Here is a 21,009-nt window from a genome sequence, read left to right as displayed (position 1 = left end):
CAGGCAACGGTACATACTTTCAGTCGTGTACCCCTACCTCGACCACGACGGACCGATCGCCATGGCTCATCGAGGCGGCGCCAAGCACCCGGACAACGTCGGCTACGAGAACTCGCTGCACGCGTTCCAGAACGCCGTCGACCTCGGGTACCGGTACCTGGAGACCGACCTGCACGCGACCAGCGACGGCGTCGTGATCGCCTTCCACGACAACAAGCTCGACCGGGTCACCGACCGGACCGGCGTGATCGCGGAGCTGCCGTGGTCGGAGGTCAGCAAGGCGAAGATCAACGGTCACGAGCCGATCCCCCGCCTGGACGAGCTGCTCGAGCACTTCCCGGACGTCCGGTTCAACCTGGACATCAAGGCCGAGGGCGGGCTCGAGCCGGCCGCCAACGTGCTGCGGGCGGCGAACGCGGTCGACCGGGTCTGCGTGTCCTCGTTCTCCCAGTCGCGGGTACGCCGGATCCGCAAGCTGCTCGGTCCGCGGTTGTGCACCGGGTACGGCGAGTGGGAGATCGTCCTGATCCGCTTCCTGCCGTTCGCGCTGAACGCCCGTGGCGCCTGCCTGCAGATCCCGGAGCGGTACGGCGCGTTCCACGTGCTCACGCCCGGCCTGATCAAGCGCGCGCACTCCCGCGGCAAGCAGGTGCACGTCTGGACGGTCGACGACCCGGACGCCATGCGCCGGATGCTCGACGCGGGTGTCGACAGCCTGATCACCGACCGCACCGACCTGCTCAAGGACGTTCTGGTGGAGCGCGGTCAGTGGAGTTGAAGTGTTATCCGCGGGTACGTTGCTTCGTACCCCGGACCTGACACACTTCCGCGCATGGGATTCCTCTCCGCCCCGCCGGCGGTCGACAAGCGCGAGTACTGGGGATTCAGTCTCTACGACTGGGCCAACTCGGGCTACGTCACCACCACGGGCACCGTCCTGTTCGCGCCGTACCTGACATCGGTCGCGGAGAGAGCCGCCTGCGGGTACGTCGGCACCTCAGACAACCCGTGCCACACGAACCTGGACGTACTCGGGCTCGGGATCTCCCCCGGCTCGCTCGCGTTCTACGTCGTGACGGTCGCGACCCTGGTGTCGGCGCTGTTCCTGCCGGTGGTCGGTGCGATCGCGGACCGGATGTCGCACAAGAAGCTGCTGATGTGCGGCTTCGCCTGGGCCGGTGCCCTCGCGGCGTGCTGCATGGTGTTCGTCGACGGTGGGCGCTGGCAACTCGGTGCGCTGCTGCTGTTCATGGGGAACCTGTGTCTCGGCTCCTCCCTGGTCGTGTACGACTCGATCCTGATCGACATCGCTCCACCGGATCAGCGCGACGCCGTCTCGTCGCGCGCCTGGGCATTCGGGTACGCCGGCGGCTTCCTGCTGCTCCTGGTCAACCTGGCGGTCGTCACCGCCCACGACGCGCTCGGTCTGAGTCAGAGCACAGCTGTGCGCCTCAGCCTGCTCAGTGCGGGGCTCTGGTGGGGAATCTTCACGTTCTTCCCGTTCCTCCGGCTGCGGAACCGGCCGCCGACGAACGTCGTGCAGGTGCGCAGCGGCAGCCTCGTGCGCCAGAGCTTCGGTCAGCTGGCCGCCACGCTGAAACATCTCCGCAGCTACAAGATGACGATGCTGTTCCTGATCGCGTACCTGTTCTTCAACGACGGGATCCAGACGGTCATCTCGGTGTCGTCGACGTACGGCGAGAAGCAGCTCGGGTTCGAGACGCAGGTGCTGATCGCAACGATCCTGCTGGTCCAGTTCGTCGCGTTCTTCGGGGCGCTGGCGTTCGGCCGGTTCGCCCAGCGGTACGGCGCCCATCGCACCATCTCCGGTGGTCTGGTGATCTGGATCCTGATCGTGATCGCCGGGTTCCTGCTGCCGGAGCGCCAGATCGTCCCGTTCCTGGCGATGGGGATGGCGATCGGGATCGTGCTCGGCGGCACGCAGGCGCTGTCCCGGTCGGCGTTCAGCCAGCTGATCCCGAAGGGCCGCGAGGCGGAGTACTTCTCGCTCTACCAGGCGGGCGAACGCGGGACGTCGTGGCTCGGCACGCTCGTGTTCGGTCTCGTCCACCAGCTCACCGGCTCGTACCGTCCCGCGATCGTCGCCCTCGGCCTCTTCTTCATCGTCGGCCTCGCACTCCTGGTCCGCGTCGACATGCGCCGCGGCATCGACGAAGCCGGCAACACCCAACCGACCGTGGTCTAAAGCCGGTACAGCTTTCGGTACTCGCTCGGGGTCACCGAGCTCACCTGGCGGAACACCTTCGAGAAGTAGGACTGATCCATCCCGACAGCGGCCGCGATCTCCTCCATCGGGCGCGCGGTCGCCGTCAGCTCGCGCTGGGCCCACTCGATCCGGGCACGCTTGATGTACTGCTTCGGCGACAACCCGAACTCGGTCCGGAAATGCCGCATGAAGCCGGCCAGGTCATAACCGAAGACGGCCGCGAGCTCCTCGACGCTCGGCAGCGCGGAGAGATTGTCCTGGATGTACTGCACGATCCCGGGCTCGCTCGTCTGCCGCTCCGACAACCGCACCGAGCCGGGCGGCGCACTGTCCAGGTAGTGCGCGAACAGGGCGGTCAGCGCCGACCGCAGCCGCAACGGCGTCGCGAGACCGGGCGGGTCCCGGTCGGCCGCACCGACCTGCTCGAACAGGGCCGCCGCTTCCTCGGGAGCCTTGCTCGGGACGACGTACGGCAGCGTCAGCATCTCGCCGATGTCCCGGTCGCCGATCAGCGCGTTGAAATGCAGCCAGTGCTTGCGGAAGACGTTGTCGCTGATCGTCTCGTACGACACCGGCACGTCGGCCGGCAGATAGACGAGCTCACCGGGCCGCGGGAAGAGTTCCTGATCCCCTGCGACGAGCCGCCCCTCTCCCTCCAGGATCAGGTAGAGGCGGGAGAACGGATCCGGCATCAGACCCCGGGACCACTCGCGGTGCACCTTGGTGATCCGGGCCGCGACGACCAGGTCCAGCCGGAGCCGGTCCAGATACGACCGGATGATCTCCTGCTCGCCTACAGCGAGCTTCGTGCTCATCGGGCCTGCGGTCCGACATCGGCCGAGGTCAAGGGACGGTACGTCGGACGACTGGCCGAGTACTCGTCCGCGCCGACATCCGCTGCGCGACCGGTCCGGTGGTCCCCGTCCAGGTCGTCGGCGACCTCCGGATACGACTGCGAGGCCGCGTTGATCGCGGGACTTCCTGCCGTGAGTCGACGTACCCCGTCCGGTCCTGGCGCGAGCCGCGGGTCGACTCGGGTGAACCCGGCGGCGGGTGTGTTGCCGTCCGCGCCCTGTCCCCAGTGCATGTTGCCTGACCAGGTGATGCCGTCCTGGAACGGCATGTTCACCAACTGCCCGTTCGCTGCCACCAACAGATTGTCGGTCACCGCGCAGTCGAGCGGCGGGAGGGTCCGGTGACTCTCGCCGCTGAGGGCGGACTCGCAGTCGAGCACGGTGTTCAGCGCGATCCGCACCCGATCCGGCGCATCGTTGCCGCGCCGGGAGTCGGCCGGCTCGCCGGGGTAGTGGTCCCGGACGCTGCCGCTGCCCAGTACGACGCCGGCGCCGCTGATCCGCTCGACGTAGTTGTTGACGATCAGGTGGTCGTTGCCGTAGATCCGGATCCCGTTCTCCCCCGACAGCAGATAGTTGCCTTCGACCCGGGTCGCGTTGCCGTGCCGCAGCACGATGCCGCCCAGGCTGTCCCGGATCGTGTTGTGCCGGATCGTGTTGCCCGACGACTTCACCGAGATCGCCTCCGGGTCGCCGTTCGCGCGCTCGAACAGGTTGAACTCGACGACCGCACCGGCCGTCGACAGCGCCCGCGGGCTGACCCCGAGCCGGATCGGCTCGCCGCCGTTGTCGCCGGCGAACGTGTGGTCGCGGAAGTAGTTGCGGGTGATGTGCACCCCCTGGGCCATCCCGTCCGTCCCGGCGCCCTCGATGCCGAGGTAGATGCCGAGCGTGGACTTGCCGTGGAACTCGTTGCGATCGACCTTCGAGTAGTCCGCGCGCACCATCACCCAGTGCACACCCTCGATGTCGGCCAACTGGAAGTCGTTGCGGGTGAGCCGGATCCGACGGCAGTCCGGCGGTACGTCCAGCGTCGTACGCTGCCGGAACGCGAACCCGCTGATCGTGACGTCCGCCGATCCGCTCAGCACGAAGCTCTGCTCGCCGGTCAGCACGACACCGCCGACCGATTCCGCCCGTACGACGATCGGCTCGTCGCGGGTGCCGCGCTTGCCGGTGATCGTGATCGGGGCCGCCACGTCGTAGGTGCCGTTGGCAATCGTGATCACAGTGCCCGGCGTCGCGCGGACGATCGCGGCCCGGAGTTCGTCGAGCGAGTGCACGAGGCGGCCGCGGGTGCCCGCCATGGCCGGCCGCGCCGCGGTCACGCCCACTCCGACCAGACCGGTGGCTGCGAGGAAGGTACGACGATCCATGTCTCATCCCCAGATTTGTACTTTTTGAGACCGATTTCGTCGGAAGATAGCGCTTTCCAGGCGCAGCCGTCAATGACTCACGACGGAGTTCACGAAGGCGCGCACTTCGGCGGCCGTCGGGCGAGTGCCCGTGCGGTCGGCGTACATCATGTGTGTCGAGCCGATCAGCGTCAGGCCGAGTGCGTCGGTGTTGGCGTCCGGCTGGATGCGGCCGTAGGTCTGCTCTGCGGCGAGGTAGTCCCGGATGGCTTGGCCGGCCTTGCTGAGGATCGGTACGCCGGTGGGCACGGCCTCCCGCAGTCGCCCGACTTGCGGTCGAGCAACCAGGTGAGCAGCGCGTCGGCGGCGCTCTACGACCGGGCGCGACCGTCGTACCCGTCCGCCTTGATCGAGGCGGTCGTCGGCTCGGCCCCCGGTCGCGACTTCCTCGACGTCGGATGCGGGACCGGCATCCTGTCTCGTCAGCTCCAGGCGGCGGGATGCCAAGTACTCGGCGTCGACGTGGACGACCGAATGGCGGCGTACGCACGCTCCACCGGAGTCGAAGCCGAAGTCTCCCCCTTCGAAACCTGGGATCCAGCCGGCCGCACCTTCGCCTTCACCGACATCTCGCGCGCAACCTTCCCCTGATCCCGCACCTACACCCGCTACGAGTGGCTCGACCAACTCCGCACCAGCGGCATAGCCAAACCCCTAGCCACCGCCGGCAAGCTCGACGTCGTCCTCGAAGGCACAGCCACTGCCATCGACGCCGCCGGCGGCAGCTTCACCCTCGATTCCGTCGCCGTAGCCCTCACCGCCACCCGAACCTGACCGGATCACGCGGCCTGGGAATCTTCAGCGGGAGGACGGGGTTGCGCTCGGGTTGCGGAAGCCTCCGAACGCGCCCTGGCGGACGGTGTTCGCGGTGATCGTGCCGTTGGCGTTCTGCCCGCTGACGACGACCTGCTCCCCCGCCTTCAGGTCCGCCGCGGTCCCCTTCGAGGTGATCTCGTACGTCGTGTCGCCGGTGAGCTTCACCGTGACGTTGCCGGACTGGGTCTTCACGACCAACTCGGAACTCGTCGCCGAGACCACCGTGCCCACCGTCCCGCCACCGCCCTGCGCACCGCCTGGCCCCTGCCCGGGCGCGTTCTGGCCGTACCCGTTCTGGCCGCGGAACCCGCCGTACCCGCCGGCGCCGCGACCGCCGGCCTGCGGCTGGTTCGACGAACTGTCCGAGGCGAACGCCGCATGCAGCCCGGCGCCGCCGCCGAGGCCGATGGCGAGGACCACGATCCCGGTCAGGATCGCCGTCGCCAGCGGCAGGTTGAGGGTCTTCTTCGGCTTCAGCGCCGCGTCGACTTCCTCGTCGGACCCGATCTGGGCGAACTCGTCCGGCGTCTGGTTGCTCATCTGAAAGTGCCTCTCACTCGTGACGTAGTGCATCGATGGGACGGAGACCGGCGGCTCGGTGCGCCGGCATGCTGCCGAAGAACAGGCCGACCGCCGCGGACACGCCGAGCGCGAGTCCGATCGACGACGGCACCAGCACCGGCTGCACACCGGCCAGCTGGAAGCGGGTGACGATCAGCGCGGCCCCGACCCCGACCGCGCCGCCGATCAGGCTGAGCAGCGTGGCCTCGATCAGGAACTGGCCGAGGATCGTCCGGCGCCGGGCGCCGAGCGCCTTGCGGATCCCGATCTCCCGGGTCCGCTCGGTGACCGTGACCAGCATGATGTTGGTGACCCCGATCCCGCCCACGACCAGGCTGATCGCGGCCACGGTCGCGAGGAGCGCGGTGAATGTCGCCGCGGTGTCCTGGCTGGTCTGCAGGATCTGCGCCGAGTTCGTGATCCGGAACGGCGACGTTTCGTCGGCAGGCACCTGGTGACGAGCGGTCAGCAGCTGCGTGACCTCCGCCTGCGCGGTGTCGACCCGATCTTGACCGGCCGCCTGTACGACGATCTGGTTCAGGGCGCCGTACCCGGCCTGGGTCGCCCGGAGCGTGGTGATCGGGACGATCGCGGTCGCGTTCGGGTCATTGAACCCGGTGCTGTCCTTGCTCGCCAGTACGCCGAGGACGGTGAAGTCGACGGCGCCGAGCTTGATCGTCTGACCGACCGCGCTCGCGGGCCGCGTGAACAGTTCGGTCGCGGCTGTCTGCCCGAGCAGGATCACCCGCTGCGAGTTGTCCACGTCGGCCTGCGTGAACGAGCTGCCGATCTGCACCGGCGTGTTGGTGGCCGGCATGTACGCCGGCGTGGTGCCGATCACCTGGTTGACCGTGTAGCTGGTGTCGCCGTTGGTCGCCGTACCAGTGCTGGTCATCACGGGCGCGACCGAGGAGACGTCCGGGGCCAGGTTCTTGTCGGCGAGCGCCTCGGCGTCGTCGAGCGTCAGGCTGTACTGCTGGTTTGCAGGGCCGGCCTGACCACGAACGAAGCCGCCGCCACCGCCCGTGGTCGAGACCGTGAGCAGGTTGGTGCCCATCGCCTCCAGCCGGTCCTGCACCGCCTTCCCCGAGCCGTTGCCGACCGCAACCAGCACGATCACCGCGCCGACCCCGATCGAGACGCCGAGGACGGTCAGGAGGGATCTCAGTTTGTTCGCGGTGAGGCCGCGGAGCGCGGCGCCCATCAGGTCGCGTGGGGACATCAGCGGGTCACCTCGTCGGCGACGATCCGGCCATCGGAGACCTGCACGAGCCGCCGGGCGCGGGCCGCGACGTCGTGCTCGTGGGTGATCACGATGATCGTGCGGCCGTCGGCGTGCAGGTCGTCGAACATGCCGAGCACCTCGTCGGTCGAGTGGGCGTCGAGGTTGCCGGTCGGCTCGTCGGCGAGCAGGATCCGCGGACCCGTCGCCAGCGCCCGGGCGATCGCGACCCGCTGCTGCTGACCGCCGGACAGCTCGTTCGGCCGGTGCCCGGTGCGGTCGGCGAGACCGACGAGTTCGAGCGCCCGGTTGGCCCGCTTGCGGCGTTCGCCCCGGCGCAGGTGGGCGTAGGTGAGGGGCAGTTCGACGTTCGCGAGCGCGGTGGTGCGCGGGATCAGGTTGAACGACTGGAAGATGAACCCGATCTTCCGGCCGCGGACGAGGGCCTGCTGGTCCTCGCTCAGCCGGGCCACGTTGCTCCCGTCCAGCCAGTACTCCCCCCGGGACGGTACGTCGAGGCAGCCGAGGATGTTCATCAACGTCGACTTGCCGGATCCGGACGAGCCCATCACCGCGACGTACTCGCCGGCCTCGACCCGCAGCGACACGCCCCGGAGAGCGTGCACCGCGGTCTCGCCCTGGCCGTACGTCTTGGTGACCTCCCGGATCTCGATCAGGGACTCAGCGGCCACGGAAGCCTCCGGCGCCGGTTCCCTGGCCGACGCCCGCGCCCGGGAACTGCCCACCGCCAGGCTGCTGCCGGTTCTGGCCGTTCTGGGTCCCGGTGCCGCCGATCGCGCCCTGCAGCAGCTCAATCTGGTCGCCTTCGTTCAGGCCCGACGTGATCTGGGTGTAGCTGTCACCCCGTACGCCGACCTGCACCTCACGCGTCCCGCTGCCGTCGGCCATCGTGACCGTGTACGTCGTACCGCTCGTCGCGATCGCCGTACTCGGGACGTAGAGGGCGTTGGCGGCCTTCGCGGTCTGCACCGTGACGTTCGCGGTCTGGCCCATCCGGGCGTTGGCCGGGAGCTTGGCGAGGCTGAAGGTGGCCGAGTACGAGACCACGCCGTTGGTGGTGGTCGGGGTCGGGGACACGGTCGCCAGCGATGCGGTGAGCGTCGTACCGGGCTCGGCGTTCAGCGTGACCGTCGCGGCCTGGCCGGCCTTGATCTTGATCGCGTCGGCCTCGGCGAACGCGGCCACGACCTGGAGCGCCTTCAGGTCGGCGATGTCGACGAAGCCGGTGCCGGACGTGGTCGACGTACTGGAGGTTGAGCCCGAACCTTGACCTGAGGTCGAGCCTTGCCCGCCGGTACCTGAACTGGAACTCGCACTGGACCCGCCGGCCACCGAGCCGACCGAGCCGTTGACCGCCGTGATCGTGCCGGCGATCGGCGCCTTCAGCGTGGTCGCGTCCACCGCGGCCTGCGCCGCCTCGACGTCCTGGTCGGACTGTTCCTTGTCCGCCTTCGCCTTCGCCAGGCTCGCCTCGGCGTTGCTGACGGCAACTTCCGGGCTCTGACTCTGACCTTGACCTTGAGACTGCTGAGTCTCTTGCTGGGTCTGCTGTTGGCCGTTGCTCGGGGTGGGTGTCGGCGAAGGTGAGGCCGAGGCTTCCTCGGCCTCCTCGAGCGCGTCCTGCGCGTCGCTGAGCGTCTCGTCGGCCGCGGTGACCGAGTTCGCCGATGCGATCTGGTTCTGCTGGGCGATCCGCAGCTGCCGCTCTGCGGCGGCCGGGTCGACCTTCGCGATCGCGGCGCCCTTCGCCACCACCTGGCCGACCTTCACGAGCACCTGCGTCACCGTGCCGGACGTCTCGAACTGCGGGGACGCGGTCTGGGAGCTCTGCAGGGTGCCGCTCGAGCTGACGCTCGCGGTCACCTCACCACGCTGCACGGCCACCGAGGGCCGGGTCGCGCTGGCGGCCGGCGGATCCTTCTTGAAGAACAGGAAGTAGGCAGTGACGGCGATGGCGAGGACAATGGCCACCAGGGCCACGTTCACGAAACTGAGGCCACGGAGCTTGTGGCGGGGTAGCACCATGGACGCTGAGGCTAGGGACGATTGCTGAGGAGGAGATCCTCGATTCCTGGCAACAGGCTGTGAACCAGGTACCGATTTGGTGCGTCGTACATCGGGCGGCTCGCGAAACGCGGTGATACAGCAGGATCTGTGAACAGTCGATGACAGCAGGTCACGGCGCCTGTGTCAGGTGCGTACATACGGCTCGGGCATGCCAAAATGGGAATGATCCGGGCCGGCCGACCGTTGGCACGGATGACGATCTCGGAGGTTTGACATGTCTAATCGCGTACTGCGTGGTTCGGGGCTGGGTGGGGTCAGCTTCGAGGATGACCGCGGTGTGGAGTTCGCGCCGCGCCAGATGATCACGTACGACTGCCCCCGCGGCCACGTGGTCGAGGTCACGATGGCGCACGACGCCGAGGTGCCCGCGATCTGGGAGTGCCCGCACTGCGGCAGCGAGGCCGCCCGGTCCACCGGCGAGAAGCCGGAGCCGAAGCAGGAGAAGCCGGCCCGTACGCACTGGGACATGCTGCGCGAGCGCCGGAGCATCTCGGAGCTGGAGGAGCTGCTGGCCGAGCGGGTCGATCTGCTCCGCAAGGGCGAGATCGGCCCGGCGCACCTGCACCGGACCAAGCGCACCGCCTGATCCACTGGGAAGCCCTCACCGCAAAGGCGCGGTGAGGGCTTCTTCTTGGTCTGATTTGCCTAAAGGCTTTAGGTAAATACATAATTAGGTATGGTAAGAGTCGGGTTGAGTGGCGCGCGGCTGGCGCAGGCCGGTGCCGAGCTGGCCGACGAGGTCGGCTTCGAACAGGTCACGGTGTCGGCGCTGGCGCGGCAATTCGGCGTCCAGGTAGCGAGCCTGTACTCGCACGTCCGCAGCTCCGACGACCTCAAGGCCCGGATCGCCACGGTCGCCCTCACCGAGCTGGCCGACCAGGCTGCCGCCGCCCTCGCCGGGCGCGCCGGCCGTGATGCCCTGCATGCCCTCGCCGACGTCTACCGCGACTACGCCCGAACCCATCCGGGCCGCTACGCCGCCACCCGCCATGCCGCTGCTGCCTCAGTTCTGGGTGAGCAGTACGTCGCTGCCGGGCGTAAGCACTCGGAGCTCGTCCGCGCGGTCCTCCGTGGGTACGACCTCGGCGAGCCCGCCCAGACCGACGCCGTACGCCTCCTCGGCAGCACGATCCACGGCTACATCACCCTCGAGCTCGCCGGCTCCTTCTCCCACAGCGAGCCGAGCGCCGCCGACAGCTGGCCGCGCATCATCGACGCCCTCGACACCCTCCTCCGCAGCTGGAGCTGACATGATCGGTACCCCCATCACCACCCCCATCTCCCCCCGCCTCCTCCGCGGTGCGCTCGAACTGGAGCAGACCGACCGCGGCTTCCTTCCGCACCGCCTGCCGGCGTGGGCGCGAACGCAGTACGACGACGGTCAGATGTCGATGGTCGAGTCACAACCCTCCGGCGTACGCCTCGTCTTCCGTACGTCGGCCACCGTCGTCGAGCTCGAGACGGTGCCGACGAAGCGGGACTACATCGGCGCTCCCCCGCGCCCGGACGGCGTGTACGACGTACTCGTGGACGGTCAGCTGGTGACACAGCTCACCGCGTCCGGCGGCGACGTCATCACCATCGACCTGATGACGGGCGCCACCTCGACCCGGGCAGGGCAACCTGAGACGCTGCGAGTGGCCGGGCTGGCCGCCGTACCGAAGACTGTCGAGATCTGGTTGCCGCACGACGAGACCACCGAACTCGTTGCCCTGCGCACCGATGCTCCGGTCGAGCCGGCTCCGGTCACGCGCCGGATCTGGCTGCACCACGGCAGCTCGATCAGCCACGGGTCCAACGCCACCCACCCGACCGGCACCTGGCCGGCCCTGGCGGCCGCTCAGGCCGGTGTCGAACTCGTCAACCTGGGCTTCGGCGGCAGTTCGTACCTGCAGCCGTTCATCGCCCGCACCATCCGCGACACGCCCGCCGACCTGATCAGCCTCAAACTCGGCATCAACATCGTCAACAGCGACGGACTCCGCCTCCGCAGCCTCACCCCCGCGGTCCACGGCTTCCTCGACACCATCCGCGACGGCCACCCCGACACGCCGCTGCTGGTCGTCTCCCCCATCCTCTGCCCGATCCACGAGAACACCCCCGGCCCGACCAACTGGGACCTCTCCGCCCTGGCCGCCGGCGAACTCCGCTTCACCGCCACGGGCAACCCCGACGAGATCCCCGCCGGCAAACTCACCCTGTCGGTCATCCGCACCGAGCTCGCCCGCATCCTCGCCCAACGTGCCCTGACCGACCCCAATCTCCACTACCTGGACGGCCTGCTGCTGTACGGCGAGGCAGACAACGTCGCGCACCCGCTCCCGGACGACCTCCACCCCGACGCCGCCACCCACGAACTCATCGCAGACCGCTTCACCCAGCACGTCTTCACGCCGAAGGGACCCTTCACGGCCTGACCAATGCAGCGGGGTGCTCGGCAGGCGCTGTGCTGGTTCGGCCGGCTGCGAGCGTGAGGCTCGGTTGCAGGCGGCGGACCACCTCGAGATGGGCGTTCGTCCACAGGATCCGGATGGCTGTGGGAGTGGCCTGCCCGTCCGCGTCGTACAGGTCCTGCCGTACGGCGTCCACCAGACGGCCCTTGGCGACAAGATCGTGCCGCAGTGGCTCGGGCACCTGGCCACGGCTCTCCAGGGCGCGGGCGAGAGCGGAGTACCACTGCAGCAGCCGGTCCGCCGACGCGACGAGCGCGGCCTGAGCGGCGGCCCGGTCGTCGGACGGCGGCCGGGCGTCGGCGTACCGCTCCCAGAGCTGGAGTACGGCGTCCGCAGCCAACCGGATGCCCACGACGCCGGTGACGAGCGCCGTCATCTCGCTCAGCGGTACAGGCTTCGCGCCACGCTCGGTGAGGTACGTGCGGAACGTGTCGTCCAACCGGCGCGCCGCGGCGGCTGCCCGTCGGCCGTCCGGTGGCGCCGCGGGCCCGGGGGCGCAGCACGAGACGGCGTACCCGACGACGCTGACGAGGTACTGCGCGCTGTCGACGTACGCCTCCGCCAGCGCCTTCCCGACCGCGGTGGACGCGCCGCGCGGCCAGAACAGCAGGCCGACGAGCAGACTCACCGCGCAGCCGAGCGCGATGTCCTCGATGCGAAACAGGATCAGCGACCAGCCTTCCGGCTGGGCGATGTTGAAGAGGATCACCAGCGTGACCGTGAACGCGGCCTGCCCGGTCGCGAACGAGATCGCCGCGGGCACGATGCCTGCGACGAGGACCGCGAGCGGGAGCAGGACCCACAGGATCACGTGGTTGTCGCCGATGAGGAGCAGGAGGCCTGCGCCGACGAGCGAGCCGGCCACTGTGCCGCCGACTGCGCGGTATGCGTTCTGCCCGGTGTTGAGCGCGTTCGAACGCAGTACCGACAGCGTGCCGAGGATGACCCAGAAGCCGTGCTGGACCCCGGTGAAGTTCGCGAGCGCCACCGCGGCGGCAAGACCGGCCGCGCCGCGGATGCTGTTGTGCAGCCAGACCGAATGCGGCTCGAGATGGGCAGCGGCCCGTTCGGCGGCGCTGGCCAACGGTCCGGTCAGCGACTGCGGTTCGCGGCCGAGCAGGCGGTCCGTCCATCTGCGCTGGTCCGCAATCCGGGCTGTCTCGACGTTCTGGGCGATCAGCATCACGCCGAAGCCGATCTCCTGAGCCCGGAACGACGCGTGGAGTCTTCCGAGAAGATCGGCCGGCGATCCGTACGTCGACGGCAGCCGAGCACCTGCCCGCTTCTCCAGGGTTGCCACGGCATCACGAAGTAGGTCCGTGGCTGCGGAGAGCCCGTCAAGCTTCGGGTCCTCGAGTATCTCCGCGCAGCGTTCCAGAACCTCAGCGGCCGCGAGGTGGACGGCAGCTGACTCGGTGTCGCTCTCGGACAGGGCTGCAGGCCCGGGATCGTCGAGAATCGCGCTCAGCCAGGTCAGTTCGTCGACCAGTCGCACCAGTGCTCTGGAACCGGTCGAGAGGCCGGTCGGCCGATAAGGCGTGGCGGTGAACGTACGCCGCAACTCGTCGATCAGGGCCGCGGTCCGTTCCGTGCGTACAGCGCAGACCTCGATCGAGTCCCGCGCCTCCGAGCGCAACTGCGCCGCCGCCGCTCGACACACTCGTGCCGCCGGTGCCGCGAGCGGGTCGACCCACGCCCTCGGCCAGAGCAGCCAGACGGCGAAGACCGCTGCCACGGCAGCGATCGAGACGCCGGCCAGTCGATCCGGCAACGTCGACAGCGGGGCCGGCGTGGCGACCGAGAGGATGAAGGCGAGCAGCAGCGACGTACCTGCGCCGGCCAGGACCGAGCTGACGACCCCGGAGAACAGTACGCCGAAGCCCACGACGGCCGTGGCCGCGATCGCCGTCCAGACGGTCCGGCCCGCGAACGTGCCCAGCGAGACCAGCACGAGCCAGGCCAGCGCCAGCTGAATCTGCGCCCGGATCCGCTGAACCGTCGGCCCCGTGAAGTCGACCAGCAGCAACATCGCAAACGCCCCGAACGCCGCGAACGTCGCCACCGTCGGAGCGTGCAGAACCGCAGCGCAGAACGCGAACAGGACCGGCATCACGACGGCGGTCCGCGCCGCGCGTCGCGTCGCACCCAGCCCCGGATCCCGTCCTCGCAACCAGGCGACGAGACGCCGACCGAGTCGCTCCACCCCGCAACCCGCCTCTCGCCCGAAGCCCCGAAGCCGACTGCGCCAGTGTCCTCCAACCAACGCCTCCGGTCACGCCCCTTCGCTGTGCCGGCTCTCAGCGCTGGGCGTGTTCTGCGCAGAGGCAGCCGACTCGGCGGTCGATCCATTCCGGTAGGCGCCAGTCGGGGTGGCGCTCGATCATCAGGGCGCGTAGCCCGCGTCGGGTTACTTCTTGTCGGGGTCTATTACTTCGCCCTGGATGACGTCGTCTGTGGGGCGTGGGGGGCCGGGGGTGCCGGGGCCGGGGATGAAGGTGCCGAGGCCGGGGCCGCTGAACTGGGTGGCGACGCGGCGGCCGAAGAAGGCGGTCATGGCGCGGCGGGCCAGCGGGCGGGTGAAGGGGAGGACGAAGAAGAAGCCGAAGATGTCGGTGATGAAACCCGGGGTGAGCAGCAGTGTGCCGCCGACCAGGACCAAGCCGGCGTCAGCCAGCTCCTTGCCCGGCATCTTGCCGGTCTCGAACGAGCTCTGCAGCGCGCGCCAGGCCCGCCGGCCCTCGCGCTTGATCAGCCACGCGCCGAGCGCACTCTCGACCAGCAGCAGCGCGACCGTCGGCCACCCGCCGATCACCTGACCGACCTGGATGATCACGAAGATCTCCGCAATCGGAACTACCAGCAACGCAAGCGCCACGAACCACGGCATGTCCTACCCCTTCCTGCCTGAGACACCAGCGTACGGAACGAGTGGGCACGACCAACCCTGAGTGAACCCTGACTCAGACCGGGACCTTCTCGCGGCTCGGCGTCGCGGCCGGCGGCGGCAGGGTCTTGTCCGTGCGGCCGCGGCGGCGGTCGACCAGCGCCAGGACCAGACCGAGCAGGCCGAGCCCGGTGAGGATCCACTCCGGCCAGCCGCCGAGGGTCATGGCCAGCGTCTGGCCGTTCTGCACGGGGACGGTCGCGACGTACACGTCCGGCACGAACTGCGCCGACTTGTGCTCGACCGAGCCGTCCGGGCGGATCACCCCGGAGATCCCGCTCGTCGACGCGATCAGCACGGTGCGTCCGGTCTCGATCGCGCGCATCCGGGTGATCGCGAACTGCTGCTCGGGCTGGCCGGTTCCGCCGTACGTCGCGTTGTTGGTCTGCACGATCAGCACCTGTGCGCCGCCCTTGACCACGTCGTGGATGACGTTGTCGTACGCGAGCTCGAAGCAGATGACATCGCCGTACGTGACCCCGCGGATCGGCATGACGCCCGGCCCCACGCCCGGCACGGTCTGCGCGCCGATCATCTCCAGCCGCTTGATGTAAGGCAGCAACTGGTCGCGGAACGGGATGTACTCACCGAACGGCACCGGGTGCCGCTTCGCGTACCGCTGCCCGGGCCCGGTCACGGGATCCCAGACGATGCCGGTGGTCTGCCGCTCGTTGTTCCCCGGTCCCTCGGTGACGGCGCCGACCAGGATCGGTACGCCGACCGCCTTCACCGCGGTCTCGATGTCCGCGCGGGTCTCCGCGTCCTTGTACGGGTCGATGTCGGTCGAGTTCTCCGGCCAGATCACCAGGTCCGGCTTCATCTCGGTCCCGGCCTCGACCCGCTTCTGCAGGTCGAGCGTCGCCTGCAGGTGGTTCCGCGTCACGGTCCGCGCCCGGCCCAGGAACTCGAGCCCCTTGCCCGGCACGTTGCCCTGCACGATCGCGGCCCGCACGGTCTGCCCGTCGCCCTCGATCGACCGGTGGATCAGCGCAGTCCCGAACACGATCGCCAGCCCCGCGACGAGCGCCACGGCCCGCAGGCGCAGCGCGGTTCCCCGGCGCAGTACGGCGTACAGCAGGACGCCGACGAACGCGATGACGAAGCTCAGGCCCGGAATGCCGACGTACGCGGCCAGCCTGCCCAGGGGGTCGTCGGACCACGCCCACGCGAGCCGGCCCCACGGGAACCCGCCGAACGGCACCGACGCGGTCGCGAACTCGGTCGCCACCCACAGGCACGGGATCCACAGCGCCCACAGCCGAAGCTTCAGCACCTGTGTCGCGAACAATCCGAACACTGCGTAGAACAGACCCTCGAGGATCGCCAGCGCGATCGCGGCGTCGCCGCCGATGATGCTCAGCCACGGCACGAGGACGGCGTAGTACGCGATCCCGAACCCGGCGCCGACCAGGAAGCCGGCCTTCATCGAGATCCCGTTCAGGGCGGCCAGGAACAGCGGTACGGCGACGATCGTCAGCCAGGGATGATCATGCGGTTCGAACGCGAACCCGAGCAGCGCACCGGCGGCCACCGCCACCGCCACCCGGGGCATGATCCGCCCAAGAGCCTTCAACCGGTCCACGCGGTAACCCCTCTGCCTCACGCACCGACGGACGCCGGTCGAACGACCGTACAACGTCCCGGACACGCAAATGTATCCGGCCGGTAGCCATTCGGCACCGATCGCGCAAAGTGAAGGAGTATCGACAGTCCGTGGTCCGGCCAGAGGAAAGAGGCTCGGCGTGCCTTCGGACCAACCGTCGATGCGCTGGCTGCGCACTGTCAGGCTGTTGTCTACTGGCCGCCGAGCCTCTTCCACCTCTGCCCCGCGGGGGGCTAACCTCCGGTGATCTCAGCCCCCGTCGACTCAAGCCTGGCTTTGGCCTGGTCAGCGTCGCGGGATCATCCGGCGGCCGAACTTCGTGTGACCGTTGAACAAACGGGATATGACGACTCCCAAAACGATGCTCGCTGGCGGCGACGGTGTCAACCTCTCCCCCGGCTCTTTGAGCCCGTTGTAACACTATCGCCTGCCCTACAAGGGAAAACGAAGATCCCTCAGTCGAGTCACGTTACAGAGCGATATCGGCACTCCACGTGATCGTTACCCAGGGCAACCAATCGTCACCCAACCGGTACGACGACGGTTCCTTTGGCCCGGGTGATCTCCAGCGGTTCGGCGAGCGCCTCGGCCGCCGACTCCGATTGGTCCGGACGTCCGCGGCACACGACGTACGCGCTGAAGTCGACGTCGCGGCTGCGGTTCCCGACGCGCGTGATCGTTGCCTTCACCTCGACGACGTCGCCGGCCCGCAGCGGCTGCAGGAACTGCACATCCGAGTACGACGCGAACAGGCCTTCGTCACCGTCCGCCTGGATACAGACCTCGGTCGCGACGTCGCCGAACAGCGCGAGCACATAGGCGCCGTCGACCAGGTTCCCGGCGTAGTGCGCGTGGCTGTACGGAACGTAGCGCCGGTGCGTGACGGTCAGTCCGATGGTTGCCTTAGACACCTTTATGCAACCCCGCTCTTCATTGAATGCAGCCTGTAGTTATGCCGGCGAGTCACTAGCGCGTCAACGAGATAGCTGGCCACTTCCCCCGGGGTCGTCCCGCGGCCGAACACCCGGTCGACGCCGAGCTCGCCGGCCATCTGCTCGGTGAAACGGGGGCCGCCGGCAACAAGTACGGGTCGCGCGTCCTCGGCGTACGCCTCCCGGAACGCCGCGGACATCTCCTTGGTGTTGAGGACGTGCGCCTCGCGCTGCGTCACCACCTGCGACACCAGGATCGCGTCGGCCTTGTCGGCCTTGGCCCGCCGGACGAGTTCGGGTACGGCGACCTGCGCGCCGAGGTTCACGACCTTCACCTCGCGGTAGTACTCCAGGCCCTTCTCCCCCGCGAACCCCTTGATGTTGAGGATCGCGTCGATACCGACCGTGTGCGCGTCGGTGCCGATGCAGGCGCCGACGACGGTCAGCCGGCGGCGCAGGCCCTTGCGGATCGCGAGGTTGACCTCTTTCGGCGACAGCAACGGGTAGTCGCGCTCGATCACCTCGACCTTCGACGTGTCGACGAGGTGGTTCACGGGGCCGTAGACCACGAAGAACGTGAAGTCCGGGCCGATCGGCTTCGAGTGCACGACCAGGGCCGGATCCATGCCCATCTTGTTGGCCAGCTGGACCGCGGCGCCCTCGGCGCGCTTGTCATGCGGGACCGGCAACGTGAACGACAGCTGCACCATCCCGTCCCCGGTGGTGTCGCCGTACGGCCGGATGATGCTCACTGGCCTTCCTCCAACAACTCGATCGCCGGGTTGTAGTACGCCGGGGACTTGCGCGCGACCCCGTCCAGACCGCGACCGGCGTCCTGCGGCCGTTTCATCAGGCCGAAGGTGCCGTCGCCGATCGCGTTCAGCAGGCCGTCGTCGACGATCCGGTCCAGCAGCTCGACCGACTCCCCCAGTACCTGCCGGGCACGCTGTGCGATGAAGCCGTTCGGCTCCGGCCGGAAGTCCTCGTGAAGGTTGCCCGCGGCACCCAAGACGTAGCGGACGTTCTGCAGCGCCAGGTCGCGGTCCGAGATCCACGGCGTCACGACCGCCTCGGTCATCATGCCGACCAGCAGGATGCCCTGCCCGGTCATCGCACCGACCAGGTTGAAGAACCCGTCCAGCAGGTACCCGCGGAACACGTCACCGGTCATGTGCCGGGTCGGCGGCATCCACTTCAGCGGCGCGTTCGGGAACAGCTGCCGCGCCAGCATCGCGTGCGCGAGCTCGAGCCGGAACGAGTCCGGGATGTCCGGGTTGATCTCGAACGCGTGCCCGAGCCCCAGCTGCCAGTCCTCGAGCCCGGCCTCCTTGGCGAAGTACTCGTTCAGCAGCTGCGAGACCGTCACCGTGTGCGCGGCCTCGACCGCGTCCGCGGTGGTCAGGTAGTTGTCCTCGCCGGTGTTGATGATGATCCCGGCGCGGGCGTGGATCTGGCGGCTGAACCGCTGGTCGACGAACGTCCGGATCGGGTTGATGTCGCGGAAGAGGATCCCGTACATCGAGTCGTTCAGCATCATGTCGAGCCGCTCGAGCCCGGCCAGCGTCGCGATCTCCGGCATGCACAGCCCGGACGCGTAGTTCGTCAGCCGGACGTACCGGCCCAACTCGCGAGACGACTCGTCCAGCGCGGCCCGCATCAGGCGGAAGTTCTCCTGCGTCGCGTACGTACCGGCGAACCCCTCGCGGGTCGCGCCCTCCGGCACGTAGTCCAGCAGCGACTGCCCCGTCGACCGGATCACGGCGATGATGTCGGCGCCTTCACGCGCGGCCGCCTGCGCCTGCGGGATGTCCTCGTAGATGTCGCCGGTGGCAACGATCAGGTAGATCCAAGGGCGCTGCTCCGGATCACCGTGCCGCTTGATCAGCCGGTCCCGCTCCCGCCGCCGCCCGTCGATCCGCTTCATCCCGGCAGTCGCCGCCTTGCGTGCTGCGGACCGTGCCCGTACGGCGTCGCGTCCCTCAGGCATCCGGAACGTCACGGAACCCGACGCGGCCTTCTGCGCTAGCACTGCTAGGTCCTCGGCCTCGCCACGGAGCAGCGCGTCCCACACCGGCAGCGCGAGACCGTGCTCGAGACCTACGTCCGCGCGCACAGTGTCCGCGAGCCGGTTCACCCACGGGATGCCCTCGGTGTCGGCGCCGGTCAGCCCGGCGAGCCGCAGTACCGCTCGCTCGACCGACACCGTGGTGTGCTGCCGGGCCAGGTTGACGATCGGCTTCCCGGCCTTGCGCGCCAGACTGCGCGCCTTGCGGACGGTGACCGGATCGAGGTCCAGCTTCTTGTTCATTGGGACCATCCCTCGGCTTCATAAACCACACGACCACCGACGACAGTTCGCAGGCAGGTAGGTGTTCCCTGGCTCAGATCCGGCAGCACCGGTACGCCGGCCCGCGGGTCCGTCGACCACGCGGCGACGCGGGTGTCCGGCGTCTGCACGACGAGGTCGGCATCGCTCTGCCAGATCGCGTACGTCGCGGCCGTGCTGGACGCAAGTACTCCGGCGTCATCGATCCCCGCCGCCCGCCAGCCTCCCCGCGTGTGCGCCTGGAAGGCCGCCCGTACCGTGATCCGCTCGGACTGCTCGTGGTGGAACGCGGCCGCCCGAACGGCCTCCCAGCCACCAACCTCCGTCACCGGCGCATCCGAGCCGAACGCGAGTACGACGCCCGCGCGGGCCAGCGAACCGAACGGGTTCATCCCCCGCCAGCGGTCGCCGACGCGCTCGGCGTACATGCCGTCCGGACCGCCCCAGAGGGCGTCGAACCTCGGTTGCACACTCGCCACCACGCCGCAGCGCGCAAGGACCGCGATTGTTGCCTCGTCCACCATTTCGACGTGCTCGAGCCGGTGCCGCGCCGCGACGAGCGCCTGGACGCCGACCTTCTCGGCGGCGAGCTCGAACCCGCGCGCGATGTTGTCCAGCGCCTGGTCGCCGATGCAGTGGAACCCCGCCTGCACGTTCCGCTCGGTGCAGGCGATCACATGCTCGGCGATCTGTTCCGCCGTCAGGTACGCGTGGCCGCGGTGGTCGGCGCGATCGGCGTACGGCTCCCGCAAAGCCGCCGTACGAGAACCGAGGGCACCGTCTGCATTCAGATCACCGGCAAGACCGGCGAGTCCGTAGGTGCCGAGGTGCTCGAAGGCGCCCGGCTCGCCCCAGTACAGTGTCGCGGCGAGGCCGAGCTGCTCGGCCGCCTCGCGCACGATCGGCAGCTCCCACAGCGGCCCGATGTGCGGCGCGGCCATCTCGTGGAACGCGCCGATTCCCTTGGCAGCCATGGCCTTCAGCGCGGCCTCGATGTCCTGCCGCCGCTGATCCGCACCGATCAGGTCGCCGAGAGCATCCCGTACGGCGTGATTAGCGGAGCGCTCCACGCGGCCGGTCTCGTCGTACCCTTCTTGATCCTTCGCGACCGGGACGAGCGCCGACGAGATGACGCCCGAGTGGCCGTCGATGCGGGACAGGTAGACACGGCGGCCGCCGCCTGCACGGTCGAGCTCCTCGACGGTTGGCGGGCGACCTTCCGGCCAGGCGGTCTCGTCCCAGCCGGCGCTGTCGATGACCGCGTCCTCCGGGAGGTTCGCCGCGAATGCTGCGAGCCGATCGAGAGCGTCCGTCAGCGAGGTCGTCCCGGCGAGGTCGAGACCGGTCAGCACCGCGCCGGCACCGGCCGTGTGGACATGGGCGTCGACGAACGCCGGCGTCACCAGCTTGCCGTCGAGATCGATCACCTCGTCCGCGCCTGCGGCGTACGAACTCGCGCCCGTGTCGTCACCGAGCCAGGTCACCACCCCGTCGTCGAACGCGATCGCGGTCGCGTGGGGGTCGGCGGGTGAGTAGACGGAACCGTTCGTCAGAAGTGTGCGCACGCC

At 69.0% G+C, this 21,009-nt stretch carries 21 protein-coding genes; 6 read left to right on the top strand and 15 right to left on the bottom strand.

Annotation, left to right across the window (positions count from 1 at the left end; all coding sequences use genetic code 11):
* The first annotated feature begins 25 nt into the window (after window positions 1-25).
* Window positions 26-778: a glycerophosphodiester phosphodiesterase gene (locus ACLJOO_RS35035; protein WP_410791967.1), complete on the top strand. Its 753-nt coding sequence runs from the start codon at window positions 26-28 to the stop codon at window positions 776-778.
* A gap of 54 nt (window positions 779-832) precedes the next feature.
* Window positions 833-2,206, top strand: coding sequence for an MFS transporter (locus ACLJOO_RS35030; RefSeq protein ID WP_410791966.1), 1,374 nt, complete (start codon window positions 833-835; stop codon window positions 2,204-2,206).
* On the opposite strand, the gene ACLJOO_RS35025 is transcribed toward ACLJOO_RS35030, so the two are convergent.
* The 3 genes from ACLJOO_RS35025 to ACLJOO_RS35015 form a co-directional block, all read right to left on the bottom strand.
* Window positions 2,203-3,042 carry a helix-turn-helix domain-containing protein gene (locus ACLJOO_RS35025; RefSeq protein ID WP_410791965.1) on the bottom strand — a complete coding sequence of 280 codons (840 nt, stop codon included), beginning with the start codon at window positions 3,040-3,042 and terminating at the stop codon, window positions 2,203-2,205. The genes ACLJOO_RS35030 and ACLJOO_RS35025 overlap by 4 nt on opposite strands.
* Entirely contained in the window at window positions 3,039-4,457 is a 1,419-nt protein-coding gene (locus tag ACLJOO_RS35020; protein WP_410791964.1) for a polysaccharide lyase 6 family protein, read from the bottom strand. Before ACLJOO_RS35020 ends, ACLJOO_RS35025 begins: the two co-directional genes overlap by 4 nt.
* Before the next feature lie 69 nt (window positions 4,458-4,526).
* On the bottom strand, window positions 4,527-4,745 hold the full coding sequence (locus tag ACLJOO_RS35015) for a hypothetical protein (RefSeq protein WP_410791963.1): 219 nt from the start codon (window positions 4,743-4,745) through the stop codon (window positions 4,527-4,529).
* A 39-nt stretch (window positions 4,746-4,784) separates the two neighbouring features.
* Between ACLJOO_RS35015 and ACLJOO_RS35010 the strand changes: the two genes are divergently transcribed.
* Window positions 4,785-5,087, top strand: a complete 303-nt coding sequence (locus ACLJOO_RS35010; RefSeq protein ID WP_410791962.1) for a class I SAM-dependent methyltransferase — start codon at window positions 4,785-4,787, stop codon at window positions 5,085-5,087.
* Between the two features lie 63 nt (window positions 5,088-5,150).
* On the opposite strand, the gene ACLJOO_RS35005 is transcribed toward ACLJOO_RS35010, so the two are convergent.
* The 5 genes from ACLJOO_RS35005 to ACLJOO_RS34985 are packed head-to-tail and all read right to left on the bottom strand — an operon-like array spanning window position 5,151 to window position 9,141.
* Window positions 5,151-5,279, bottom strand: a complete 129-nt coding sequence (locus ACLJOO_RS35005) for a hypothetical protein (RefSeq protein WP_410791961.1) — start codon at window positions 5,277-5,279, stop codon at window positions 5,151-5,153.
* Window positions 5,280-5,294: 15 nt separating this feature from the next.
* Entirely contained in the window at window positions 5,295-5,852 is a 558-nt protein-coding gene (locus ACLJOO_RS35000) for a hypothetical protein (RefSeq protein ID WP_410791960.1), read from the bottom strand.
* Between the two features lie 13 nt (window positions 5,853-5,865).
* On the bottom strand, window positions 5,866-7,095 hold the full coding sequence (locus ACLJOO_RS34995; RefSeq protein WP_410791959.1) for an ABC transporter permease: 1,230 nt from the start codon (window positions 7,093-7,095) through the stop codon (window positions 5,866-5,868).
* Window positions 7,095-7,787, bottom strand: a complete 693-nt coding sequence (locus ACLJOO_RS34990; protein WP_410791958.1) for an ABC transporter ATP-binding protein — start codon at window positions 7,785-7,787, stop codon at window positions 7,095-7,097. Before ACLJOO_RS34990 ends, ACLJOO_RS34995 begins: the two co-directional genes overlap by 1 nt.
* Window positions 7,777-9,141 (bottom strand): efflux RND transporter periplasmic adaptor subunit, encoded by a 1,365-nt coding sequence (locus ACLJOO_RS34985; protein ID WP_410791957.1) that lies wholly within the window; start codon window positions 9,139-9,141, stop codon window positions 7,777-7,779. The genes ACLJOO_RS34990 and ACLJOO_RS34985 overlap by 11 nt, the downstream gene beginning before the upstream one ends.
* 256 nt (window positions 9,142-9,397) lie before the next feature.
* Between ACLJOO_RS34985 and ACLJOO_RS34980 the strand changes: the two genes are divergently transcribed.
* From ACLJOO_RS34980 to ACLJOO_RS34970, 3 genes are all read left to right on the top strand, one after another.
* Window positions 9,398-9,769, top strand: coding sequence for an RNA polymerase-binding protein RbpA (locus ACLJOO_RS34980; RefSeq protein WP_130385606.1), 372 nt, complete (start codon window positions 9,398-9,400; stop codon window positions 9,767-9,769).
* Window positions 9,770-9,859: 90 nt separating this feature from the next.
* Window positions 9,860-10,432, top strand: coding sequence for a WHG domain-containing protein (locus ACLJOO_RS34975; RefSeq protein WP_410791956.1), 573 nt, complete (start codon window positions 9,860-9,862; stop codon window positions 10,430-10,432).
* A 1-nt stretch (window position 10,433) separates the two neighbouring features.
* The gene (locus ACLJOO_RS34970; protein ID WP_410791955.1) at window positions 10,434-11,600 is read left to right on the top strand and encodes a GDSL-type esterase/lipase family protein; all 1,167 of its coding nucleotides are present in this window, start codon (window positions 10,434-10,436) and stop codon (window positions 11,598-11,600) included.
* Here the strand turns inward: ACLJOO_RS34970 and ACLJOO_RS34965 are convergent.
* The 7 genes from ACLJOO_RS34965 to ACLJOO_RS34935 form a co-directional block, all read right to left on the bottom strand.
* Window positions 11,590-13,839, bottom strand: a complete 2,250-nt coding sequence (locus ACLJOO_RS34965) for an FUSC family protein (RefSeq protein ID WP_410791954.1) — start codon at window positions 13,837-13,839, stop codon at window positions 11,590-11,592. The genes ACLJOO_RS34970 and ACLJOO_RS34965 overlap by 11 nt on opposite strands.
* A 204-nt stretch (window positions 13,840-14,043) precedes the next feature.
* Complete coding sequence (locus tag ACLJOO_RS34960) at window positions 14,044-14,523, bottom strand: FxsA family protein (protein ID WP_410791953.1); 480 nt, start codon at window positions 14,521-14,523, stop codon at window positions 14,044-14,046.
* Window positions 14,524-14,596: 73 nt separating this feature from the next.
* Entirely contained in the window at window positions 14,597-16,162 is a 1,566-nt protein-coding gene (gene lnt, locus ACLJOO_RS34955; protein WP_410791952.1) for an apolipoprotein N-acyltransferase, read from the bottom strand.
* Window positions 16,163-16,704: 542 nt separating this feature from the next.
* The gene (locus ACLJOO_RS34950; RefSeq protein WP_410791951.1) at window positions 16,705-17,094 is read right to left on the bottom strand and encodes a hotdog domain-containing protein; all 390 of its coding nucleotides are present in this window, start codon (window positions 17,092-17,094) and stop codon (window positions 16,705-16,707) included.
* Window positions 17,095-17,096: 2 nt separating this feature from the next.
* Entirely contained in the window at window positions 17,097-17,867 is a 771-nt protein-coding gene (locus tag ACLJOO_RS34945; protein ID WP_410791950.1) for an OAM dimerization domain-containing protein, read from the bottom strand.
* A complete protein-coding gene (locus ACLJOO_RS34940; protein ID WP_410791949.1) occupies window positions 17,864-19,423 on the bottom strand; it encodes a lysine 5,6-aminomutase subunit alpha in 1,560 nt (519 codons plus the stop codon). The genes ACLJOO_RS34945 and ACLJOO_RS34940 overlap by 4 nt, the downstream gene beginning before the upstream one ends.
* Window positions 19,420-21,006 (bottom strand): amidohydrolase, encoded by a 1,587-nt coding sequence (locus tag ACLJOO_RS34935; protein ID WP_410791948.1) that lies wholly within the window; start codon window positions 21,004-21,006, stop codon window positions 19,420-19,422. Before ACLJOO_RS34935 ends, ACLJOO_RS34940 begins: the two co-directional genes overlap by 4 nt.
* Window positions 21,007-21,009: the final 3 nt, after the last annotated feature.

The organism is Kribbella sp. C-35 (genome assembly GCF_046549195.1).
Classification (GTDB): domain Bacteria; phylum Actinomycetota; class Actinomycetes; order Propionibacteriales; family Kribbellaceae; genus Kribbella.
This window is presented reverse-complemented; position numbering and strand designations above follow the sequence as displayed.

Coding starts and splice junctions, on each gene's coding strand:
- ACLJOO_RS35030 (WP_410791966.1), top strand. CDS start 833: ATGGGATTCCTCTCCGCCCCGCCGGCGGTCGACAAGCGCGAGTACTGG.
- ACLJOO_RS35025 (WP_410791965.1), bottom strand. CDS start 3,042: ATGAGCACGAAGCTCGCTGTAGGCGAGCAGGAGATCATCCGGTCGTAT.
- ACLJOO_RS35020 (WP_410791964.1), bottom strand. CDS start 4,457: ATGGATCGTCGTACCTTCCTCGCAGCCACCGGTCTGGTCGGAGTGGGC.
- ACLJOO_RS35000 (WP_410791960.1), bottom strand. CDS start 5,852: ATGAGCAACCAGACGCCGGACGAGTTCGCCCAGATCGGGTCCGACGAG.
- ACLJOO_RS34995 (WP_410791959.1), bottom strand. CDS start 7,095: ATGTCCCCACGCGACCTGATGGGCGCCGCGCTCCGCGGCCTCACCGCG.
- ACLJOO_RS34985 (WP_410791957.1), bottom strand. CDS start 9,141: ATGGTGCTACCCCGCCACAAGCTCCGTGGCCTCAGTTTCGTGAACGTG.
- ACLJOO_RS34980 (WP_130385606.1), top strand. CDS start 9,398: ATGTCTAATCGCGTACTGCGTGGTTCGGGGCTGGGTGGGGTCAGCTTC.
- ACLJOO_RS34975 (WP_410791956.1), top strand. CDS start 9,860: ATGGTAAGAGTCGGGTTGAGTGGCGCGCGGCTGGCGCAGGCCGGTGCC.
- ACLJOO_RS34970 (WP_410791955.1), top strand. CDS start 10,434: ATGATCGGTACCCCCATCACCACCCCCATCTCCCCCCGCCTCCTCCGC.
- ACLJOO_RS34960 (WP_410791953.1), bottom strand. CDS start 14,523: ATGCCGTGGTTCGTGGCGCTTGCGTTGCTGGTAGTTCCGATTGCGGAG.
- ACLJOO_RS34940 (WP_410791949.1), bottom strand. CDS start 19,423: ATGAACAAGAAGCTGGACCTCGATCCGGTCACCGTCCGCAAGGCGCGC.